This window comes from Arthrobacter sp. AB6 (assembly GCF_031844545.1).
Lineage (GTDB): Bacteria > Actinomycetota > Actinomycetes > Actinomycetales > Micrococcaceae > Arthrobacter.
This window is the reverse complement of record NZ_JAUZVL010000003.1, coordinates 112,138-131,257: the sequence shown is the minus strand read 5'-3', so window position 1 is coordinate 131,257 and position 19,120 is coordinate 112,138. Positions and strand designations below refer to the sequence as shown.

The following is a 19,120-nucleotide window of genomic DNA, read 5'->3' as shown; positions in this document are numbered from 1 at the left end:
CAAGCTTGGTGACATGACTACGAACCAGCCGCCGTTGTGGCGTCGCGCCGTCGCCGAATTCCTTGGCACCAGCCTGCTCGTGATGATCGTCGTGGGCTCGGGCATCATGGCGCAGCAGCTCTCGCCCAACGACGTGGGCCTGCAGCTGCTGCAGAACAGCACCGCCACTGTTCTTGGCTTGACCGTCCTGATCCTCGTGTTCGGGCCTGTCAGCGGGGCGCATTTCAATCCCGTAGTCTCGCTCGTTGACTGGATTCTGGGGCGGCGCAGCGGCGCCGGACTGACCCTGCCCGACGTCGGCGTCTATGTGGCCTCGCAGGCGATCGGTGCGATAGGTGGCAGCGCCGTGGCGAACGCCATGTTTGAGGTGGGCACCTCCATCTCGGGCAAGGACCGCGCCTCGGGCGGCCACCTGCTCGGCGAAGTGGTCGCAACGGCGGGCCTGATCCTGCTCATTTTCGCCCTTGCGGCTACAAAGCGGGGCGTCCTTGCCGCGCCGGCGGTGGGCGCCTACATCGGGGCCGCGTACTGGTTCACGTCATCGACGTCGTTCGCGAATCCCGCTGTCACGGTTGGCCGTATCTTCAGCGACACGTTCGCCGGCATCGCACCGGCCTCCGTGCCCGCGTTTGTCATCGCCCAGATCGTCGGCGCTGTAGTGGGCCTGGGGCTCCTGCTCGTCCTCTTCCCCTCCGCGGCCAGCGCCGCCGATGACGTCGTACTTCCGCACGAGGCCAAAGCCAGCTCCTAGGCGGCTTCCCGGCCCAACAAAGGGCGCCACTATATTGATGCATGTCAATTTTGGCGCATAATAGGTAGGTGAATGTGCTGCCCGTCCTTCAGCCGGCCACTGATGAAGCCTGCTGCCCGCCTGCAGGAGGCTCCACGCTGGGCGCCAAGGAAGCGAAGCAGCAGGCGCTGGTCTTCAAGGCCCTGTCTGATCCAAACCGTCTCCGGCTGCTCTCCATCATCAAGGCCTCACCCTCCGGATCGACCTGCGTGTGTGACCTGACGGAGCCTCTGGACCTTGGCCAGCCCACGGTGTCCCACCACCTGAAAGTGCTGGTCGAAGCCGGGCTGCTGCACCGCGAAAAGCGCGGCACTTGGGCCTACTTCTCCCTGGCCCCCGGCGCCCTGGACGACGCCGCCAACATCCTGGCAAACCTGTAGCCTCAGCCCTGACCGTCCTTGCCGTCCTTCCGCCGGACCATCTCGTTGATCCACGCGGGCGCGAACGGTGAGGTGCAGCCGGGGGAGGTGGGGTAGTCCTTGAGCACCTGCAGGCGCTCGCCGGTCTCCAGTGCCCGGGCCCTGTGCCCGGGGTGCTCAATTCCGATCTGGGCCAGGCATGTGTTCATGGCCCACTGCAGCCGGTCCGGGGCGTCTTTCATTTCCGCTTCGATGACGTCCAGCAGTCCTGCAAGGTCGAGGCCCCGGGGTACCTTCACCACGCGTTCGCTCGTCAAGGCCCAGCCGGCACTTGCCACCACCGGATCCGGATCTTCCAGCCAGGCCACGCGCAGCTCTTCGGCGTGCGGACTCTTCTTCACCACGTAGTTCACCAGCCAGTCCTGCACCTTTGGTGCGCTGGCCTCCCGCAGCATCGCGTCCAGCTCGTCCCGCGCGAACGCCTTGGGCCGGCAGACCAGGAGGGCCAGCAGCCTGCCTGCGGTGTCGCCGGTGTCCCAGAGCTCATGGGCAAGTTCCTGCTGGGTTTTCAGCCGCTTGGCGATGGCACGCAATTTGCCGAGGTTTACGCCGTGGTCATCGCCGTGCCTCTCGTTCACTTCGCGTGCCCTTGGATCCTCAAGCTCCGCCAGCTCGGCCATCAGCTCAGCCACACCCGCCCCGGTCGACGTTGCCTCAGCCACCGCAGCCTCCTGTCCCTCGCGTGCGAAATCCAGCCTAACCGTTTTGTTATGAGGGAAACGGTTTGGCTCCAATCGGTTGACTAAAAGGTCCTGCGCTGCGGTACGGCGGCACAATGGGAGGACCCCAAAACGCTTCCAAGGAGGCAGAGATGCGGCGGTCAGCGTGGCCCGGCGCGGTATCACCCGCAGTACTTCTTTCACTCTCCCTGCTCACCGCCTGCGGCGGGCCGGCCGGACCGCCGCAGGGGACGTCGTCGGCCGCCTCCGCCACCGCAAGCGCCACGCCAACGTCCACGGAAATGACGACGGCGGCAGCCTCGGCGAGTGCGTCCGCCAGCCCCTCCGCTACCCCGCCGCCGTCGGCTTCCTGGACCACGTACACCACTGCGGCCGGCGACCTGGCCTTCGACCTGCCCTCCACATGGCACATCAAGGATCCGGCGGGGGAACTGGCCGAGGGTGGCGGGGCATTCGCTGAGGTGACAAGCGAGGACGGCCGGCTGCTGGCGACGCTGCGCACCAACATGGCCACCGGCTCCACGTGCACCGAAAAGTACCCCTACTCGGTCCTGGAATCGCAGGAGATGCCGCAGCTGGGGCAGTACGGCACCGTTCCGCGGTATACCTTCGAAACCCGCGGCAACGACACCGCTGCAGGCCCGCCGGATACCCCGGCAGCGGCCTACGGCATCACGTCCGCACCGCACCCCGAAGGTGATTCAGCCTGCTACATGTTCCACTTCTTCACCTGGCCGCCCAATGCCGCCACGTTCGGGGCGTTCTACAATCCGGAGCTCAACCGGACGCCCGGCGACGCGTCGCTGCCGTACCTGGAGAAGGCGAAGCTGTACGCGGGGACCCAGGAGTACCGGGACATCAAGCGGATGATCACGTCGCTGCGGCCGGCGGGGTAGGCAGGGTCGACTGAACCCGGGTTTGCTCGACTCTTGAGTGCTTGCTACGGCCCTTGAGCCTGCGTTGTCCTCATCGCAGCTGAGGAGGACCCGCTGGATTCCAGGTTCCCGGGCTCGCGGCAGGGCGTCGGCCAGCGCCCTTGCTGCATGGCCGCGGCGCCGCGCGGAGGGCCTGACGCTGTAGCCAATGTGCCCGCCCTCGTTGAAGAGGAAGTCGTTCAGCTCGTGCCTGATGGCCAGTGAGCCAGGGAACGTGGTCGCTCTCAACGATCCCACAAGGTCTTATTCGAAAGGGCAGGCAGGACGCCGGGCATGCACCAGTGGGCCCAGCGCCCACCCCGCCAGTCCATTTCAGCTCACCTGAAGATGCCTGTCCCCGGGGAGAGCCGGTTCAGGGCCAGGGCGCCGACGAGGAGCCCGAAGTCCCGCAACGCCACATCGTAAAAGCCGCCGAGGACCAGGAGGTTGACGATGATGCCGAGAAGCCAGGCGGCCACGAGCAGTGAACCGAACCGGGGCCGCACAGCCACGGCAATGCCGGCGATCACCTCGATGACGCCCACCATATACATGATGGTCTGGGCGGGCAGGGGGACGATGGACGTGGCCACGGGGGCGAGGTAGATCGTCCAGTCGACCAGCAGGTTGGTGAACTTGTCCAGCCCAAAAACGATAGGTGCAACCGTGAAGACGGTGCGGAGCAACAGGAAGGCCTGGTGTTCCGAATGGCGGTCCCGAGCCTGCGCCGGCGTGTGGGCTGCTCTTGTTGTCATGATGGACTCCTTCTAAAAGTAGGTATCTTGATTTTAGAAAGTGCCGTAGATTTAAACAAGGGGAATCTTTTTAGAAAGAGGTGCGGGCATGACCAGGCTTTCGTGGGCACGCAGAGTGGTGGCGCTGTCCTCCCTCGGGGACGAAAAGCGGCGGCAGTTGTACGAGCTGGTGCTCGCTGCTCCTGCGGCGATGAGCCGGGACGAGGCTGCTGAAGCCGCGGATCTTCCCCGAAGTACCGTGTCATTCCACCTGGACAGGCTCGTGGCCGACGGGCTGCTTGCCGTGGAGTTCCACAAGCCGGCGGGAAAGTCCGGTCCGGGGTCCGGGCGCCCCTCGAAGGTGTACCGGGCCGCTGCCCGCGAAGTGGGCGTTTCGGTGCCGGACAGGAACTACGACCTCGCCGGAGAGCTGATGGCAGCCGCTATCGACGAGGCTGCGGCAAGCAACCAACCGGTGCGTGACGTTCTCCTCGCCACCTCCTATGCCAGGGGGAAGGCGCTGGCCGCGGACAGCCGGAGCCTGGAGGACTTCCTCGTCGCTTACGGCTACCGTCCCCGCGCCGATGGCAGTGGCGGGTTCACGCTGCCCAACTGCCCCTTCCACCGGCTCTCGGAGGGACACCCCGCCGTCGTCTGCGCCATGAACGGGGCCTTCCTCAGCGGCGCGGCCGCCGGCAGCGGGGAGCCGGAAGAACGGGTGGCGGCCAACAACAGCCCAGGGCAGTGCTGCGCCAGGATCACTCCATGAGGAGCCTGGAGAACGTCCGACGGCGGGAGGCCGGTCCGTGCCGCAGGCGTTCCTTGGGTGCCGCCGGGGTGCAACGGCAGCAGCCGCTCTAAGGGCAGAGCCGGTCGAGGGTCTCCTGCAGGGCGGACACCATCTGGTCATCCCAGAGGTTCAACTTGTCGTCAGTTTTGGGATCTTCGAGGGCAGTGGGCATCGGCGGCGGGACCAGGGTCATGGTGGCCTGGTACTTGCCGTCGGTGCTGGCAACGGAGGCCGTGCGGTAGGTCCAGTACCCGCCCGTTCCGCCGAAGCGGTGGGTGCCGTCGCAGTCCTGGCTCCACCTCCGCAGCCCCAGGCCGTACAGCGGGATGGCCTCGGCGCGGGTCATCTCCTGCACGGATTCCTTGGCCAGGAGCTCTCCGCGGAACAGGGCGCCGTAGAAGTCATTGATATCGGACATCGTGGATATGGCTCCGGAGGCAGGTGAGCCAAGTGCTCCGGGCGCTTCCGTCACGTCCAGGCGTTCGCCGCGGTAGGTGATGTAGCCGCGGATCACGTCGGGGCCGGCCGCGGCCGCCGGGTCAAGGGTGGTCCGCTCCAGTTTCAGCCGGTCAATGACGTCCTGGCCCAGCACCTCCGCGAACGGCCGTCCCCGCAGCTTCTCCACGAGCTGCCCAAGCGCCAGGTAGTTGGAGTTGGAATAGCGGAAAAAGCCTACGTCCCGGGCGTCCCACGGCAGCTGCCCTGTCAGCTCAAGTCCCCGCTGGGGACTGATGTCCTCCTCGATAACCCGCCGGACGTCGTCGGCCGTTCTCTCGGTGACCTCTTCAAAGGAGCGCATGCCCGAGGTGTGGCCCAGCAGTTGGCGGACAGTGATGGGGCCAGGCGGTTTCAGGACCGTGGTGAAGCTGTCCAGTATTCCGTTGACGGGATCGTCCAGGCCGATCAGGCCGTCTTCCACCAGCTTCATGACGGAGACGGCGGTCATGGACTTGGTGATACTTGCGACGAAAACCTGGTCCGCCGGCGTCGCGGCCACTTTGGACTCCAGGTTCCGGACACCGTAGGCACGGGACCAAGTCCCTCCCGGCCAGCGGACTTCCGCCACCACGGCCACGGAGCCCTGGTCCACAAAGGCGCGCATGGCGTTGTCAATGGACCTGGTGGGCGGGGGAGCGGTGCCAAAGGAGGCAGGGGCTGGATCCGGTTCTGAGTAGGTGCATGCCGCGAGCGTGAGCACCACGGCGGACAGTGCACCGAGAAACGACCTCGAGGACGCTCGCATGACGCCGCCTGGTGAGATGCCAAAGGTGGAGAGACGGACCGCAACCGCGCCGCCCCCGGTCAAGGGCTCCCCGGCGCAGAAGTCCCAGCGCTTTAAGTCTAGGTACCGTGCCCCGCGCGGTCGAGGCCGAGGGTGGGGACTTTAGGTCGACGGGTCAGCGCTGTCGAGCGCTTCCGCGGACTATCAGCTCGCACGGGAAAATAACCTGGCGAGTTGGCTGGCCGGGGGTGATGATCCGTTCCACCAGCATTCGGGCTCCTATGCGGGCCATTTCACGGCTTGGCTGGCGGACGGTGGTGAGGCTGAAGGAATCCCAGGCTGCCATGTCCACGTCGTCGTATCCGATGACCCAGCAGCTTTCCGGCGTAATCTGCTGGGCGTGGAGGGCGTCCAGGGCACCGAAAGCCATGAGGTCGTTGGCGCAGAATACGGCCTGTGGACGGTCTGACCGTGAGAGCAGCCTGTTCATGATTTGCGCCGCGATGTCGTGGGAAAACTGCCCGTTGAAGCGGAGGTGTTCGGGCACCGGGTGTCCCTGGTCAGCCATCCTGCTCAGGAAGCCCCGGCCGCGGTCACGGGTGGTGCTTGCGTCCTCGGGGCCGCTGATGAAGGCCACGCGCGTTTTGTCGTGGGTCAGAAGATAGTCGGCGACTGCTGCGCCGCCGTCGGCATTGCTGCTCGTGACCTGGTCGCAGTCAAGCCCTTCCACCACCCGGTTGATCAGGACGATGGGGCTGTTTTTTTCAATGGCTGCCTGCAGTTCGATTGAGTCTTCAGTGGCGGTTGTGAAGATGACGCCGTCCACAGCATGTTCCCTGATGGCCTTCAGTGCATCCTGGTGGCTGCCGCCGCCGGCGTTCCAGATGACCACCCTGAAACCGGAAGTATCGAGTTCGCGGGTGAGTTCGTCGAGAGCCTCCGAGTAGAAGGGGTTGTTCAGGTCTGCAACAACGACACCGATCGCATTGGTGCGCCTGGTTTTCATGGCCTGGGCCCCGGCATGGGGAACGTAGCCCAGGGTTTCCATGGCTGCCTGCACCCGGGCTTTGGTCGCAGCCGACAGCTTCGGGGACGAGGACATGACCCGGGATACGGTCGCCTGCGAGACCCCGGCCAGTTCTGCGACGTCGCGGCTCGTCACCATCGGCTGCGTCCCCTTTCCTTCTTGGCGGCCCTTGTGCGGGTACCAGTGTTGTGCCGGCTTTCAGACTAGCCAATCACGGCTGCCGCCACCCTCCGGCATCCGGCTCTATGCCGTCTGCCGGAGGGTGCCGGCGGAACCGGTTGGGCTAGCGGGTTGTTGTGGGATCGTGCTCTGCGCTGAGCCCCTTCCGGAGCCGCACCTGGGGCGCGGTTTCAGGTGACCAGAGGGCGCCAACGATAGTGATGATCGATGTGACCACCATGTAGAGGGCGACCAGCCAGTAGCGGTCGAACTCGGGGCCGATGAGTGCCGTGGCAATCAGGGGAGCGAACCCTCCGGCGAAGACGGCAGCCACCTGCGGGCCGACTGATGCACCGGAGTAGCGGAGCTTGGGTTCGAAGAGCTCGGTGAAATAGGCCGGTTCCACGGAGTAGCAGAGGTCGCGTCCCACGTTGCAGGTCAGGATCAGGACGAGCAGGACCATGAAGAAGTCACCGGTCTGGACTGCCCAGAAGAAGGGGAATGCCATCACGAGCATCGTTGCGGCGCCGGCGATGACCGTGTAGCGGCGGCCCCAGCGGTCTGACACCCAGCCCCAGAACGGGATGGAAAAGACGCCCAGGCCGGCCATGATCATGGTTGCCAGCAGGATGGTGTTCTTTTCCAGCAGTACAGCAGGACCGTAGGCGAGCAGGAAGGTGGTGTAGATGTAGTAGTTCGCGTTTTCGGCAAATCGCATCATGATGACCTTGAGGATGGTCACGGGCCGGGTCTTGATGACCTTGACCACCGGCATCTTCTCGATTTCACCCTTGCGCTTGATTTCCTCGAAGGCGGGGGATTCGTCCACCTTGCTGCGGATGTAGAAGGAAAGCACCACCAACAGGATTGATACGAGGAACGGGATGCGCCATCCCCAGGACGCAAAGGCCTCCGGTGAGATCAGGTAGCCCATCACGTAGAAGGCTCCGTTGGCCAGCAGGGTCCCTGCCGGCACGCCGATCTGCGGCCAGGAGCCAAAGAAGCCTCGACGCTTCGCCGGGGCGAACTCGGTGGCCATGAGCGCCGCTCCGCCCCATTCGCCTCCGACGCCGATGCCTTGGACAATGCGCAGCAGCACCAGAAGGATCGGTGCCGCGATGCCGATGGTGGCGAAGTTGGGCAGGCAGCCGATGAGGAAGGTGCCGCCGCCCATGAGGCCAAGCGTCATCATGAGCATCTTTTTCCGGCCCAGGCGGTCGCCGTAGTGGGCGAAGACGAAGCCGCCGATGGGGCGGGCTGCGAAGCCGATGGCGTAGGTGCTGAAGGAGAGCAGGATGCCCACAAAGGGGCTCGCGTTCGGGAAGAACTGGCTGTTCAGGATGATGGCAGCCGCGACGCCGTAAACGTAAAAGTCGTACCACTCGATACAACTGCCGAGGACTGATGAAACCAGTGCCTTGCGGCGCATCTTCGGATCAATGGCGGGTGGCGCTGCGGTTGTCGTGGGGGTGCTCACTATGAGACTCCTTTGTCTTCGACCGGACAGTGACGGCAGCCACATCAGCTACCTCGTGACAAGGAGTGTATACGTAAACATTTGTGAGAATCAACGTCTTGCAGGGAAAAATGTATACGTATACACTCGATCCACAAGCAGGCCCGCTGGCCTGGTCCGGGGCGCTCCATAGGTCGCCCATCGATGAAGATGGAAGGTATTGCTCATGACCGTTACAACAGCAACCAGCTCGGCCGTGAATTCCGTGATGTTGAAGGAGCCGGCCCGGAACAGCGTGAACCGGGGCAGCACGCCGGAGGTGCGCGCCACCGTGGAAGGCGTCATCGCGGACATCCGTGAACGCGGCGACGCGGCAGTGCGGGAGTATTCCGAGAAGTTCGATAAATACGCCCCCGAGTCATTCCTGCTCACCAAGGAGCAGTTGGAGGAGATCCTCGCCCGCGTTCCCGAGCAGACCATTGAGGACATCAAGTTTGTCCAGGAGCAGGTCCGGGTCATGGCGCAGAAACAGCTTGAGTCACTGAGCGATTTCGAGATTGAAACCCTTCCGGGTGTATTCCTCGGCCAGAAGAACGTTCCCGTCCAGGCTGCCGGCGCCTACATTCCCGGCGGAAAGTACCCGCTTCTGGCCAGCGCGCACATGACCATCGTTACTGCCAAGGTTGCCGGCGTCGAACGCGTGGCCGCCTGCACCCCGCTGATCCAGGGGGAGGTCCCCGACGCCACGGTCGCCGCCATGTACCTGGCCGGCGCCGACGAGATCTACCTCCTCGGCGGCATCCAGGCCGTAGCGGCGCTGGCCATCGGCACCGAAACCATCAAGCCGGTCAACATGCTGGCCGGACCCGGCAACGCCTTCGTCGCGGAAGCCAAGCGCCAGCTCTTCGGTGAAGTCGGCATCGACCTCTTCGCCGGGCCCACCGAAGTCCTGATTGTTGCCGACGAGCACGCAGATCCGTTCATCGTCGCCGTCGACCTTCTCTCCCAGGCTGAACACGGTCCTGATTCACCCGCAGTCCTGATCACCACCAGCGAAGAGCTGGGCCGGAAGGTCATCGAGCACATCGATACGATCCTCGTGGACATGCCGACCCGGGACTACGCAGGTGCGGCGTGGCGCGACTGGGGTGCGGTCCACGTTGTTGAAACCCTCGACGACGCCTACGTCCTGGCGGACGAGTACGCCTACGAGCACGTGCAGATCCTCACCGAGAACCCCCGCGAAGCACTGGAGAAGATGCACGACTATGGTGCGCTGTTCCTGGGCGAAGGAACCTGCGTCTCCTACGGGGACAAGGTCATCGGCACCAACCATGTGCTGCCAACCCGCGGCGCCGCACGCTACACGGGCGGCCTTTGGGTGGGCAAATACCTGCGGACCGTCACCTACCAGGAAGTCACCAACACCGAATCAAGCGCCTTCTTCGGCGAACTCTGCGGACGCGCCTCCCGCGTGGAACGGTTCGAAGGGCATGCACGGTCCGGCGATGTCCGTGCGGCGAAGTACCGCGGCACCACCCTGCCCTGGTCGGACCACAACTTCGACAACTAGGAAGAGCCGGTGCCCGACTTCCGCCTAGACGGCAAGAAAGCACTGGTCACCGGAGCAGCCCGCGGACTCGGCAAGGCCATCGCCGATGGCCTTGCCGAGTCCGGCGCGACTGTCTACGGAACCAGCCGTGACGCCGAAAGCGCACGCCTCATCAGTGAACGCTACGGGACGCCCGCCTTTCCCGTTGACATCACGGAATCCACCCAAATACGCCAATTCGCCGACGACCTGGTGCAGGAAAGCGGCGGCATCGACCTGCTCGTTAACAATGCCGGCGTCAACGTACCCAAACCCGCGCTCGAACTGACGACGGAAGACTGGGACACCGTCTTTGACACCAATCTCAAGGGCAGCTTCTTCCTGACCACGGCACTGGCACGGCACTGGATTGAAGACGGAACGCGCGGGGCAATCGTCAACGTGGCCTCGCAGGCGGGAATCGTAGGAATCGAGGAACGCGCCGCCTACGGCACAAGCAAGGCCGGCCTGATCCACCTCACCAAGATCCTGGCCCTGGAATGGGCCCAGGCCGGAATCCGCGTCAACGCCGTCGCACCCACCTTCGTGCGCACGGAACTGACCGCATCAACCCTCAGCCGCCCCGACTGGGCCGCCGAGCTGTTGTCCCGGATCCCCATCGGCCGCTTCGGGGAGCCGGAGGACATCGCCGGAGCAGTGGCGTTTCTGCTGAGCGACGCCGCTTCGCTGATCACCGGGCACACCCTGGCCATCGACGGCGGCTACACCATCCGCTGACCGCCGCGGTTCTGAGTTCCGCCACCATCCTTGAGGAGCACTTTCATGACCATCAAAGACACCATCTCAACCACCGCCGTCGTCGGGTCCGGTTACATGGGCGGGGGGATAGCCCAGGTGCTGGCAATGCACGGCTACAAAGTCATGCTGGGTGATGTCGACGGCGAAACAGCGGAACGCGCCCGAGTCCGGCTTGTGCAGCAGGCCCGGGACTTTGAGGCCCGCGGCCTCGTGCCTGAGGGGGCCTCAAAGACAATTGAGGGGAACCTCGTCGCGGCCGCGAGCATCGAGGATGCAGTAGCGGCTGCGGACTACATCGCCGAAGCAGTCCCGGAAAAACCCGACCTGAAAGCCGCGATCCTCCGCAGGGTCTCGGCCGCTGCGCCGCCCCACGCGATCATCGGAACGAACACCTCGGCCATCCCCATCAGTGAACTGGCCGCGTCACTGACCGGCCCGGAGCGGTTCCTGGGCGTCCATTGGATGAATCCGGCCCCGTTCATCCCCGGCGTCGAACTCATCCCCGGGGAAGAGACTGACCCGGCCGTCCTCGACCGCTCCGAGGAGCTCATCCGCAGCCTGGGCAAGACGCCGGCCCGGGTGGCAGACACGCCGGGGTTCGTGGCGAACAGGCTTCAATTCGCCCTGTACAAGGAAGCAGCCCGGATCGTTGAGGAAGGCGTCGCAACGCCGGAACAAATCGACGCGGTAGTGAGCAGCACGTTCGGATTCCGCCTGGCCTTGTTCGGCCCCTTCGCCATCGGCGACATGGCAGGGCTGGACGTGTATGAATCCGCGTATCGCACCCTTGAAAAGGCCTACGGCGAGCGGTTCACCGTCCCGGAGGCCCTCGTCACCACGGTCAATGAAGGAAACATCGGTCTAAAGAGCGGGCGCGGTTTCCTCGACATCGACCCTGCCAACCAGGCTGCCCTCCTCGCCTACCGGGACAACGCCTATGCCCGGCTTTCGCAGCTGCGTGCGGAGCTTGGCCAGGCGCCGGGACTGTAGGCGAATCCGCTGCGGCGGATCGTCAGGCCCGGCTGCAACTGGAGCCGGGCCTGACACGTCACTACACAGCGGTTACGTCAGGTCGAAGCGGTCCAGCTCCATGACCTTCACCCACGCCGCCACGAAGTCGTCGACGAACTTCTCCCTGGCGTCGTCGCTCGCGTAAACCTCGGCCATCGCCCTGAGCTGGGAGTTGGAGCCGAACACCAGGTCCACCGGTGTGGCGGTCCACTTCAGCTCGCCGGTGGCGACGTCGGTGATCTCATAGACATTCTCCTCCGTCTCCGAGGCCTTCCACTTGGTGCCGGGGGAGAGCAGGTTGACGAAGAAATCGTTCGTCAGTACCCCGGGACTGTCCGTCAGGACGCCGTGGGCGGAACCGCCCACGTTGGTGCCCAGGGCACGCATACCGCCGACCAGCGCCGTCATTTCCGGCGCTGAAAGATCCAGCAGGTACGCCTTGTCCAGCAGGAGCGTCTCCGGCTGGAGCTTCTCGCCGGGGCGCACGTAGTTGCGGAACCCGTCAGCCCGCGGCTGCAGGTACTGGAAGGACTCGACGTCGGTCTGTTCCTGGGCGGCATCGGTGCGTCCGGGCCGGAACGGCACGGTGACGCCGAAACCGGCGTCATTTGCCGCCTTCTCCACCGCCGCGCAGCCGCCGAGGACGATCAGGTCCGCCAGCGAAACCTTCTTGCCGTTGGACTGGGCGGAATTGAACTGCTGCTGCACGCGCTCAATGGCCTGCACCGCCGTCGAAAGCTGCTCAGGTTCGTTGACCTCCCAGCCGCGCTGGGGCTCCAGGCGGATCCGGGCCCCGTTGGCGCCACCGCGCTTGTCCGTCTTGCGGAAGGTGGAGGCCGCGGCCCAGGCCGTGGTGGCCAGCTGCGAGACGGACAAGCCCGAGTCCAGGAGCCGGGCCTTCAGGGAGGCGATGTCCTCCTGGCCGATCAGCTCGTGGTCGACGGCGGGAACGGGGTCCTGCCAGAGCTGGGCTTCCGGGACCCAGGGGCCCAGCATGTGCGGGCCGACCGGGCCCATGTCGCGGTGCAGCAGCTTGTACCAGGCCTTGGCGAACGCGAGCTGGAATTCGTCCGGGTTCTCCAGGAAGCGGCGCCCGATTTCCCCATAGACGGGGTCAAAGCGCAGCGACAGGTCCGTGGTCAGCATGGTGGGCCGGTGCTTTTTCCCGGGATCGTGGGCGTCGGGGATGATCTCCGGGGCATCCTTGGCCACCCACTGGTGGGCGCCGGCGGGGCTCTTGACCAGCTCCCACTCGTACTCAAAGAGGATCTCGAGGAAACGGCTGCTCCACTGGGTGGGCCGGTCCGTCCAGGTGACCTCGAGGCCGGAGGTGATCGTGTCGCCGCCCTTGCCGCTGCCATAGGTGCTGAGCCAGCCCAGTCCCTGCGCCTCAAGGTTGGCGCCCTCCGGTTCGGGCCCGACGTGCGCGTCGGCGTCACCGGCTCCGTGGGTCTTGCCGAACGTGTGGCCGCCCGCGATCAGCGCGAACGTCTCCTCGTCGTTCATCGCCATCCGCTTGAAGGTCTCGCGGATGAATGCTGCCGCGAGTTCGGGATCCGGGTTGCCCATGGGCCCCTCCGGGTTGACGTAGATCAGGCCCATCTCCGTGGAGCCGACGTCCTCCGCCATCTGGCCTTCGCCGATGTAGCGTTCGTCGCCGAGCCACGTGTCCTCCGGGCCCCAGAAAATCTCCTCGGGCTCCCACACGTCTTCACGGCCGAAGGCGAAGCCGAAAGTCTTGAAGCCCATGGACTCGAGGGCCACGTTGCCGGCGAGGACCAGCAGGTCCGCCCAGGAAAGCTTCCGGCCGTACTTTTGCTTGACGGGCCACAGGAGGCGCCGGGCCTTGTCCAGGTTGGCGTTGTCCGGCCAGCTGTTGAGTGGCGCGAACCGCTGGCTGCCATCGCCCGCGCCGCCGCGGCCGTCGTGGACACGGTAGGTGCCGGCGGCGTGCCAGCTCAACCGGATCATCAGGCCGCCGTAGTGGCCGAAGTCAGCGGGCCACCAGTCCTGGGACGTGGTGAGGACCTGGGTGATGTCCTGCTTGAGGGCCTCGACGTCGAGCTTCTGGAACTCTTCCCGGTAGCTGAAGTCCGGGCCGAGCGGGTTGCCCTTGGGATGGTGGGCGTGGAGGACGGAGAGGTCCAGCTGGTTGGGCCACCAGTCAGCGACCGTGCGCGGCCGGTGACCCTTGGGCTGCGGCGAGTCGATCGCCGGGTTTTCGCTCTCGCTGCCGTGCGAGGTCACGCTGCCATGGTCCACCGGGCAGCCGCCTTCGACCTTTTGGTCCAGGCCTTGGGCGCTTCCGGGAGTGGGAATCGGGGGGTGTTCCGGACGATCGGTCATCTGTTTCCTTCCATGTGGCCGAGGCCGTGGAGCGGACTCGGGCGGCCGGTTCAACCTTCCCATTTGACCACGGGGACAGCCGTAAGAGGAGGGGCAAAGGCCTGCTCCCTGCAGCAGGAATGCGCCTTGCCCGGTGGGCAGCAACCCATACAACCGAGATCGGCTCACACGGCCGGGGAGCGGCCCTGGCAGGGGACGGAACTGACCACGCTGTAGTGCTCAACCACAGGAAACGGCTCATAGAACCGGTGCAGGAGGGCGCGCCACCGCTGGTAGTCAGGGGATCCCCGGAAACCAACGGTGTGGTCCTCCAGCGTGTCCCACTCCACGAGCAGAAGGTACGTGCTGGGGGACTCGACCGACTGCGAGAGGGACAAGGAAAGGAACCCGGGCATGGAGGCGATGATGGGCCGGGCGCGGGCGAACGCCACCTCGAATGCCTCTTCCTGGCCGGGAACAACAGGCAGCAGGGCGTGTTCAGTAATCACCCGGCAAGTCTTGCAAACTTCACGAGCCGGAGTTAATTCCACGTGCGGGACAGCCGGGCCTCTGGGGTGGGGCCGGTTTTCGGCTAATGTGCTGCGCCCAGTTCGATCAGCAGGACATGTGCGTGAGCGGAACCTGCGTCATTGCCGAGATTGATGGCGCCGGAAACTCCTTTGGATGAATGAGTGGGATCTGCCAAAATGACAAAACGATTTGTCACGTAGGTGCAATTCACCCTAGGGGTTCCTATTGCGGACCGTCAATAAGCGGCCATGGCTCAAAAGTGATGCTTGACACTTTCGCGGCGATGCCAATACCTTGGTGCCAAGTCGTTTTAGCAAAACGATTTTTCACCCCAAGTACTGTCTCGCCATTTCCGTTCGAGAGAAAGTGAGTCGACAGCGATGTCCACTCGTAAATTCATCAGCAGGCTCGCCATCGGCGGCATCTGCACCGCCGCTGCATTGGCCGCCTCGGCCTGCGGCGCAGGGGGCCCGTCCGCAACGTCGGGAAGCGCCGGCACCAACACCGTCAACGTCCTCGTCGAAGCCGGCGGCCACGCCGAACTGTCCGGCGTTGCCGAACAGTGCAAGAAAGATGCCGGCGTGGACGTCAACTTCGTCGAACTGCCCTATGACGGCATGTTCAACCGGCTCTCCAGCGAATTCTCCTCCGGCAACGTCTCCTTCGACGTGGCGGCGCTGGACTCCGTCTGGCTTCCGAGCTTCAAGGACGCAGTCCAGCCCATCGACGAGATCTTTACCGACGAGGCCAAGAAGGACATCTTCCCCTCCCTCGTCAAGGAAGCCAACGTGGACGGGCACTTCATCGGCCTGCCCGCCTGGACCAACGCGGAGATCATCCTCTACCGCAAAGACCTGTTCGAGGACGCCAAGAACAAGGCCGACTTCCAGGCCAAGTACGGCTATGAACTCACCGCCCCCACCACCTGGAAGCAGTACCAGGACATCTCCGAGTTCTTCACCAAGGACGGCATGTACGGTACCGACGTCAAGGGCGGCGTCGAAACCGAATGGCTGGCCCACGTCCTGCAGGCCGGCGGGCCGATGATCCTGGACGAAAACAACAAGGTGGTCATCGACAACGCCGCGCACAAGGAAGCACTGGACTTCTACGTTGGCCTCGCCAAGTCCGCCCCCTCCGGCGCAGCACAGGTGGACTGGGCAGCGGCGCAGAACCTGTTCAACCAGGGCAAAACCGCCATGACCCGTTTCTGGGCCCACGCCTACCGCCAGATTCCCAAGGACTCCCCGGTGGCAGGCAAGGTGGGAGCCGCTCCCATGATCGCCGGATCAGCCGGCATCGGTGGCGTCCCCGGCCCGTGGTACCTCACTGTCCCGAAGGCCACCAAGAACGCTGATGCGGCCAAGAAGTTTATCAAGTGCGCCTACGACCACAACAGCATGGGCATCGAATCCAGCCTCGGCCTGGCCTCGCGCATCTCCGCCTTCGAGAAGTACCAGGACAAGGAAGGCTACGAGAGCTTCGGACCGCTGATCGAAACCCTCAACGGCGAGGCCACGGCCACCCGCCCGGCAACCGAGAAGTGGCAGCAGATCGTCGACACTGTCCTTGTCCCCATGCTGCAGAAGGCCGTGGCCGGCGGTGATTCCACCACCCTCCTCGCCGACGCCAAGAAGCAGATCGAGGACCTCCTCAAGTAAGACCTCCGCGGCCGGCATCTGCCGAAGAGGCACAGCAAGTACGGTGCCGGCCGCGGCCCCAACCAGCGGAAGAGAAAACCGTGCGCATCTCCGATCGCCGCTTCGCAATGTTCCTGATGGCGCCAGCGGCGCTGTTCCTCGCAGTATTCGTGGCCTTCCCGCTGTTCCGCCTGGTGGCGGACAGCTTCTTCAAGATCTCTCCAATTGCCGGCGGCCCCCGCGACTTCGTGGGCCTGGACAACTACTTCCGCGCCTTCGCCTCCGAGGCTTTCACGGGCGCGGGCTGGCGGACCCTGGCCTACACCCTGGTGGTGGTCACGCTTGAGTTCGCCCTGGGCCTGGGCATGGCCCTGCTGTTCACCATGCTGGGCCGCAGTTCCCAGATCTGGCGGACGGTGTTCATGTACCCGCTCATGATCGCCCCAATTGTGGCAGGCCTGCTCTGGAAGTTCCTGATGATCGACAACTTCGGCCTCATCGGAACGCTCCTGCACCAGGCAGGCATCCTGCAAAACCCCAACCAGATCGGCTGGCTGTCCGATCCGGGCATCGTGCTCTACTCGGTGGCCATCCCGGACATCTGGCTCACCACCTCGTTCATGTGCCTGGTGCTGTTCGCCGGGCTGCAGAACATCCCCGGGGACCTGATCGAAGCGGCACGCCTGGACGGTGCCCGCGCACCGGCCATGCTGTTCCGCATCATCCTGCCCTTGCTGAGGCCGGTCATCGCCGTCGCCCTGGTTGTCCGCGGCATTGACGCGGCCCGGGCCTTCGACACCATCCTCATCCAAACCAACGGCGGGCCCCAGTCCGCTTCGGAAACCATGAGCCTGCTGATCTACCGCACCATGATCCGCTTCGGCGATCCCGGGCTGGCCAGCGCCATGGGCACCATCTACCTGCTGGCGATGCTCGCCGTCGCGTTCTTCGCGGTGGCCACCATCTGGCGGCCAGGAAAGGACACCTGATGCGCGTCGCCGAACGCATTAAGCACGACGGCGGGGGCCCGGCCAAGGCGGCCGCGGCACCGTCCGAACCGCCCGCCGTCGTCCCTCCGCGGAGGCGCCGCGGCGTCAACCGGGAAGGGCTGGAGGCCGGACGGCGCAGCACCCGCACGCTGCTGTGGGTCCTGCTCGCCACCGCCATGGTGCTGTACGGATTCCCGTTCCTGTACCTGCTGTTCACGTCCTTCAAGACCCCGATCGACACCATTGCGGTGCCGCCCACCATCCTGCCCCGGGAGTGGACGCTGGAGAACTACGCCAACGCGCTGGGCCGGAACGGAGTCCTGGCCTCCTTCATCAACAGCATCCAGACGGCCGTGATCAGCACCCTGCTTTCGCTGGTCCTGGCGGTTCCGGCCGCCTATGGCATCACCCGGTACAAGACCCTCAGCGGCCGGATCTTCATCATGGCCGCCCTGGTGACGCGCATGGTCCCGCCGGTGGCGATCGGCATTCCGCTGGCCTCAATGATGGCAACCATGGGGCTGTCGGATACGCCAATTGCCCTGTCCATCGCCCACACCACCATTTCGCTGCCGCTCTCCATCTGGCTGATGTCCAGCTTCTTCGAAGCGGTGCCGAAAGACCTGGAGGAAGCGGCCACCGTGGACGGGTGCAGCAGGCTCGGCGCCCTCTGGCGGGTGGTGATGCCGGTGGTCTCCGGCGGCATCGCCGTCACCGCGATCTTCGCCTTCCTGGCCTCCTGGAACGAGTTCCTCTTCGCGCTCCTGATGACCGCCATCCGATCGCAGACAACGCCGGTGGTGATCGCGAACTTCCAGACCCAGTTCGGCCTGGACTGGGGATCCATGACGGCGCTGGCCGCCGTGTACTCCATCCCGGTCATCCTCCTCACGCTTCTGCTGCAGCGCAGGATCGTGGCGGGCATGACGCTGGGCGCCGTCAAGGGCTAGGCCACCATCAACGAGTAGCCTACTGGTAACCCCCAGGGGCATCACCAACCATGAGGACGTGGGAAACAGATGAGCAACAAGAACATCGGCATCAAGGATGTGGCCGTGGCCGCCGGGGTGTCCGTGACAACTGTCTCCCATGTCCTCAACGATGTTTCCTACGCCCGGATCAGCCCCGAAACCAGGGACAAGGTGAAGACGGCCGCCGAGCAACTGGGCTACGGACCCAACCGCCTGGCCCAGGCCCTGCGCACGCAACGGACCGGCATGCTGGGGCTGGTGAGCGAGGACATCGCGACGACGCCCCACGCCGGCCGGATCATCCTGGGCGCCGACGAGGCCGCCAAGGCCCGGGGGTACGGGCTCATGATCATCAACACCTCCGGCTCGGCGAGCCTCGAATCCCGGCAGGCCGACGTCGAGGCCCTTTTGGAACGCCGGGTGGACGGCATCCTCTACGCCACCATGTACCACCGCAACGTGGAGCTGCCGGCCAACCTTGGCAGCGTGCCGTCCGTCCTGGTGGACTCGGTGGCCCGCGGCGGAAACATCACCGCCGTGATCCCGGATGAAGACGGCGGTGCACGCGCCGCGGTGGGCGCGCTCCTCGAAGCGGGCCACACCCGGGTGGGCTTCATCAACAACACCGATGACGTCCCCGCAACCCGCCAGCGGCTCCAGGCCTTCCGGGCGATGCTGACTGAAGCAGGGCTCGACGGCGACGCGGCACCTGTCGAGTCCGAGGTCTCGGAAGTGCATGGCGGCTACGAGGCGGCCCGGCGGATCCTGGCACGAGGGGACCGCGCCGACATGCCTACGGCACTGTTCTGCTACAACGACCGGATGGCGATGGGAGCCTACCGCGCTGCCGCGGAGCTGGGACTCAGCATCCCCGGTGACCTTTCAGTCGTCGGCTTCGATGACCAGGAACTGATCGCCGCCAACCTCCACCCGGGACTTACCACCGTGGCCCTGCCCCACTACGAGATGGGTGCCTGGGCCACCGAACACCTGATTGACGCCGTGGAGGGGAAGACCGACCTCACCCTCATGGCACTTCACCCGACCATCCTGGGCTGCCCCCTGGTGCGCCGTGACTCCATCGCGGCTCCCCGGCCGTAGCAGCCAGCCCC

The 19,120-nt window shown here is 65.1% G+C and carries 18 protein-coding genes and 1 pseudogene; 11 read left to right on the top strand and 8 right to left on the bottom strand.

The genetic code is table 11. The features are described 5' to 3' along the window. Positions 1–13: 13 nt before the first annotated feature. Together Q9R30_RS03300 and Q9R30_RS03295 are read left to right on the top strand one after the other, a co-directional pair. A complete protein-coding gene (locus tag Q9R30_RS03300) occupies positions 14–751 on the top strand; it encodes an MIP/aquaporin family protein (RefSeq protein ID WP_311216777.1) in 738 nt (245 codons plus the stop codon). A gap of 68 nt (positions 752–819) precedes the next feature. Then, positions 820–1,170, top strand: coding sequence for a helix-turn-helix transcriptional regulator (locus Q9R30_RS03295; RefSeq protein WP_104999198.1), 351 nt, complete (start codon positions 820–822; stop codon positions 1,168–1,170). A gap of 2 nt (positions 1,171–1,172) precedes the next feature. On the opposite strand, the gene Q9R30_RS03290 is transcribed toward Q9R30_RS03295, so the two are convergent. Continuing rightward, on the bottom strand, positions 1,173–1,829 hold the full coding sequence (locus tag Q9R30_RS03290) for a DNA alkylation repair protein (protein ID WP_396136689.1): 657 nt from the start codon (positions 1,827–1,829) through the stop codon (positions 1,173–1,175). Between the two features lie 191 nt (positions 1,830–2,020). Between Q9R30_RS03290 and Q9R30_RS03285 the strand changes: the two genes are divergently transcribed. Next, positions 2,021–2,785, top strand: a complete 765-nt coding sequence (locus Q9R30_RS03285) for a hypothetical protein (RefSeq protein WP_104999197.1) — start codon at positions 2,021–2,023, stop codon at positions 2,783–2,785. A 51-nt stretch (positions 2,786–2,836) separates the two neighbouring features. Here Q9R30_RS03285 and Q9R30_RS03280 read toward each other — a convergent pair. Together Q9R30_RS03280 and Q9R30_RS03275 are read right to left on the bottom strand one after the other, a co-directional pair. Beyond that, positions 2,837–3,061 (bottom strand): annotated as a pseudogene (locus Q9R30_RS03280) (GNAT family N-acetyltransferase); the annotation flags it as partial. 80 nt (positions 3,062–3,141) lie between these two features. Then, positions 3,142–3,558: a hypothetical protein gene (locus Q9R30_RS03275; protein ID WP_311216775.1), complete on the bottom strand. Its 417-nt coding sequence runs from the start codon at positions 3,556–3,558 to the stop codon at positions 3,142–3,144. Positions 3,559–3,646: 88 nt separating this feature from the next. On the opposite strand from Q9R30_RS03275, the gene Q9R30_RS03270 reads away from it, so the two are divergent. Beyond that, positions 3,647–4,306, top strand: coding sequence for a helix-turn-helix domain-containing protein (locus tag Q9R30_RS03270; protein WP_311216774.1), 660 nt, complete (start codon positions 3,647–3,649; stop codon positions 4,304–4,306). A gap of 88 nt (positions 4,307–4,394) precedes the next feature. On the opposite strand, the gene Q9R30_RS03265 is transcribed toward Q9R30_RS03270, so the two are convergent. The 3 genes from Q9R30_RS03265 to Q9R30_RS03255 all read right to left on the bottom strand — a co-directional run bounded on the left by Q9R30_RS03265 (position 4,395) and on the right by Q9R30_RS03255 (position 8,212). Beyond that, positions 4,395–5,570 (bottom strand): serine hydrolase domain-containing protein, encoded by a 1,176-nt coding sequence (locus Q9R30_RS03265; protein WP_311216773.1) that lies wholly within the window; start codon positions 5,568–5,570, stop codon positions 4,395–4,397. Between the two features lie 154 nt (positions 5,571–5,724). Next, positions 5,725–6,714, bottom strand: a complete 990-nt coding sequence (locus tag Q9R30_RS03260) for a LacI family DNA-binding transcriptional regulator (protein WP_104999193.1) — start codon at positions 6,712–6,714, stop codon at positions 5,725–5,727. 145 nt (positions 6,715–6,859) lie between these two features. Continuing rightward, on the bottom strand, positions 6,860–8,212 hold the full coding sequence (locus tag Q9R30_RS03255) for an MFS transporter (RefSeq protein ID WP_199775280.1): 1,353 nt from the start codon (positions 8,210–8,212) through the stop codon (positions 6,860–6,862). A 205-nt stretch (positions 8,213–8,417) separates the two neighbouring features. On the opposite strand from Q9R30_RS03255, the gene hisD reads away from it, so the two are divergent. From hisD to Q9R30_RS03240, 3 genes are read left to right on the top strand one after another with little or no spacing between them, the layout of a single operon-like run. Then, positions 8,418–9,764, top strand: coding sequence for a histidinol dehydrogenase (gene hisD, locus Q9R30_RS03250; RefSeq protein WP_234005451.1), 1,347 nt, complete (start codon positions 8,418–8,420; stop codon positions 9,762–9,764). A gap of 9 nt (positions 9,765–9,773) precedes the next feature. Beyond that, positions 9,774–10,520 carry a glucose 1-dehydrogenase gene (locus Q9R30_RS03245; RefSeq protein ID WP_311216772.1) on the top strand — a complete coding sequence of 249 codons (747 nt, stop codon included), beginning with the start codon at positions 9,774–9,776 and terminating at the stop codon, positions 10,518–10,520. Between the two features lie 45 nt (positions 10,521–10,565). Continuing rightward, the gene (locus tag Q9R30_RS03240; protein ID WP_311216771.1) at positions 10,566–11,531 is read left to right on the top strand and encodes a 3-hydroxyacyl-CoA dehydrogenase family protein; all 966 of its coding nucleotides are present in this window, start codon (positions 10,566–10,568) and stop codon (positions 11,529–11,531) included. Positions 11,532–11,603: 72 nt separating this feature from the next. Here the strand turns inward: Q9R30_RS03240 and katG are convergent, their stop codons facing one another. After that, positions 11,604–13,898, bottom strand: a complete 2,295-nt coding sequence (gene katG, locus Q9R30_RS03235) for a catalase/peroxidase HPI (protein WP_311216770.1) — start codon at positions 13,896–13,898, stop codon at positions 11,604–11,606. Positions 13,899–14,062: 164 nt separating this feature from the next. Continuing rightward, on the bottom strand, positions 14,063–14,386 hold the full coding sequence (locus Q9R30_RS03230) for an antibiotic biosynthesis monooxygenase (protein ID WP_311216769.1): 324 nt from the start codon (positions 14,384–14,386) through the stop codon (positions 14,063–14,065). Positions 14,387–14,788: 402 nt separating this feature from the next. Here Q9R30_RS03230 and Q9R30_RS03225 point away from each other — a divergent pair, with 402 nt between their 5' ends. From Q9R30_RS03225 to Q9R30_RS03210, 4 genes are all read left to right on the top strand, one after another. Beyond that, positions 14,789–16,069, top strand: a complete 1,281-nt coding sequence (locus Q9R30_RS03225; RefSeq protein ID WP_311216768.1) for a sugar ABC transporter substrate-binding protein — start codon at positions 14,789–14,791, stop codon at positions 16,067–16,069. 80 nt (positions 16,070–16,149) lie between these two features. Next, complete coding sequence (locus Q9R30_RS03220; RefSeq protein ID WP_311216767.1) at positions 16,150–17,037, top strand: sugar ABC transporter permease; 888 nt, start codon at positions 16,150–16,152, stop codon at positions 17,035–17,037. Then, positions 17,037–17,987 (top strand): carbohydrate ABC transporter permease, encoded by a 951-nt coding sequence (locus Q9R30_RS03215; RefSeq protein WP_311216766.1) that lies wholly within the window; start codon positions 17,037–17,039, stop codon positions 17,985–17,987. Before Q9R30_RS03220 ends, Q9R30_RS03215 begins: the two co-directional genes overlap by 1 nt. Before the next feature lie 69 nt (positions 17,988–18,056). Further along, the gene (locus Q9R30_RS03210) at positions 18,057–19,109 is read left to right on the top strand and encodes a LacI family DNA-binding transcriptional regulator (RefSeq protein WP_104999184.1); all 1,053 of its coding nucleotides are present in this window, start codon (positions 18,057–18,059) and stop codon (positions 19,107–19,109) included. Positions 19,110–19,120: the final 11 nt, after the last annotated feature.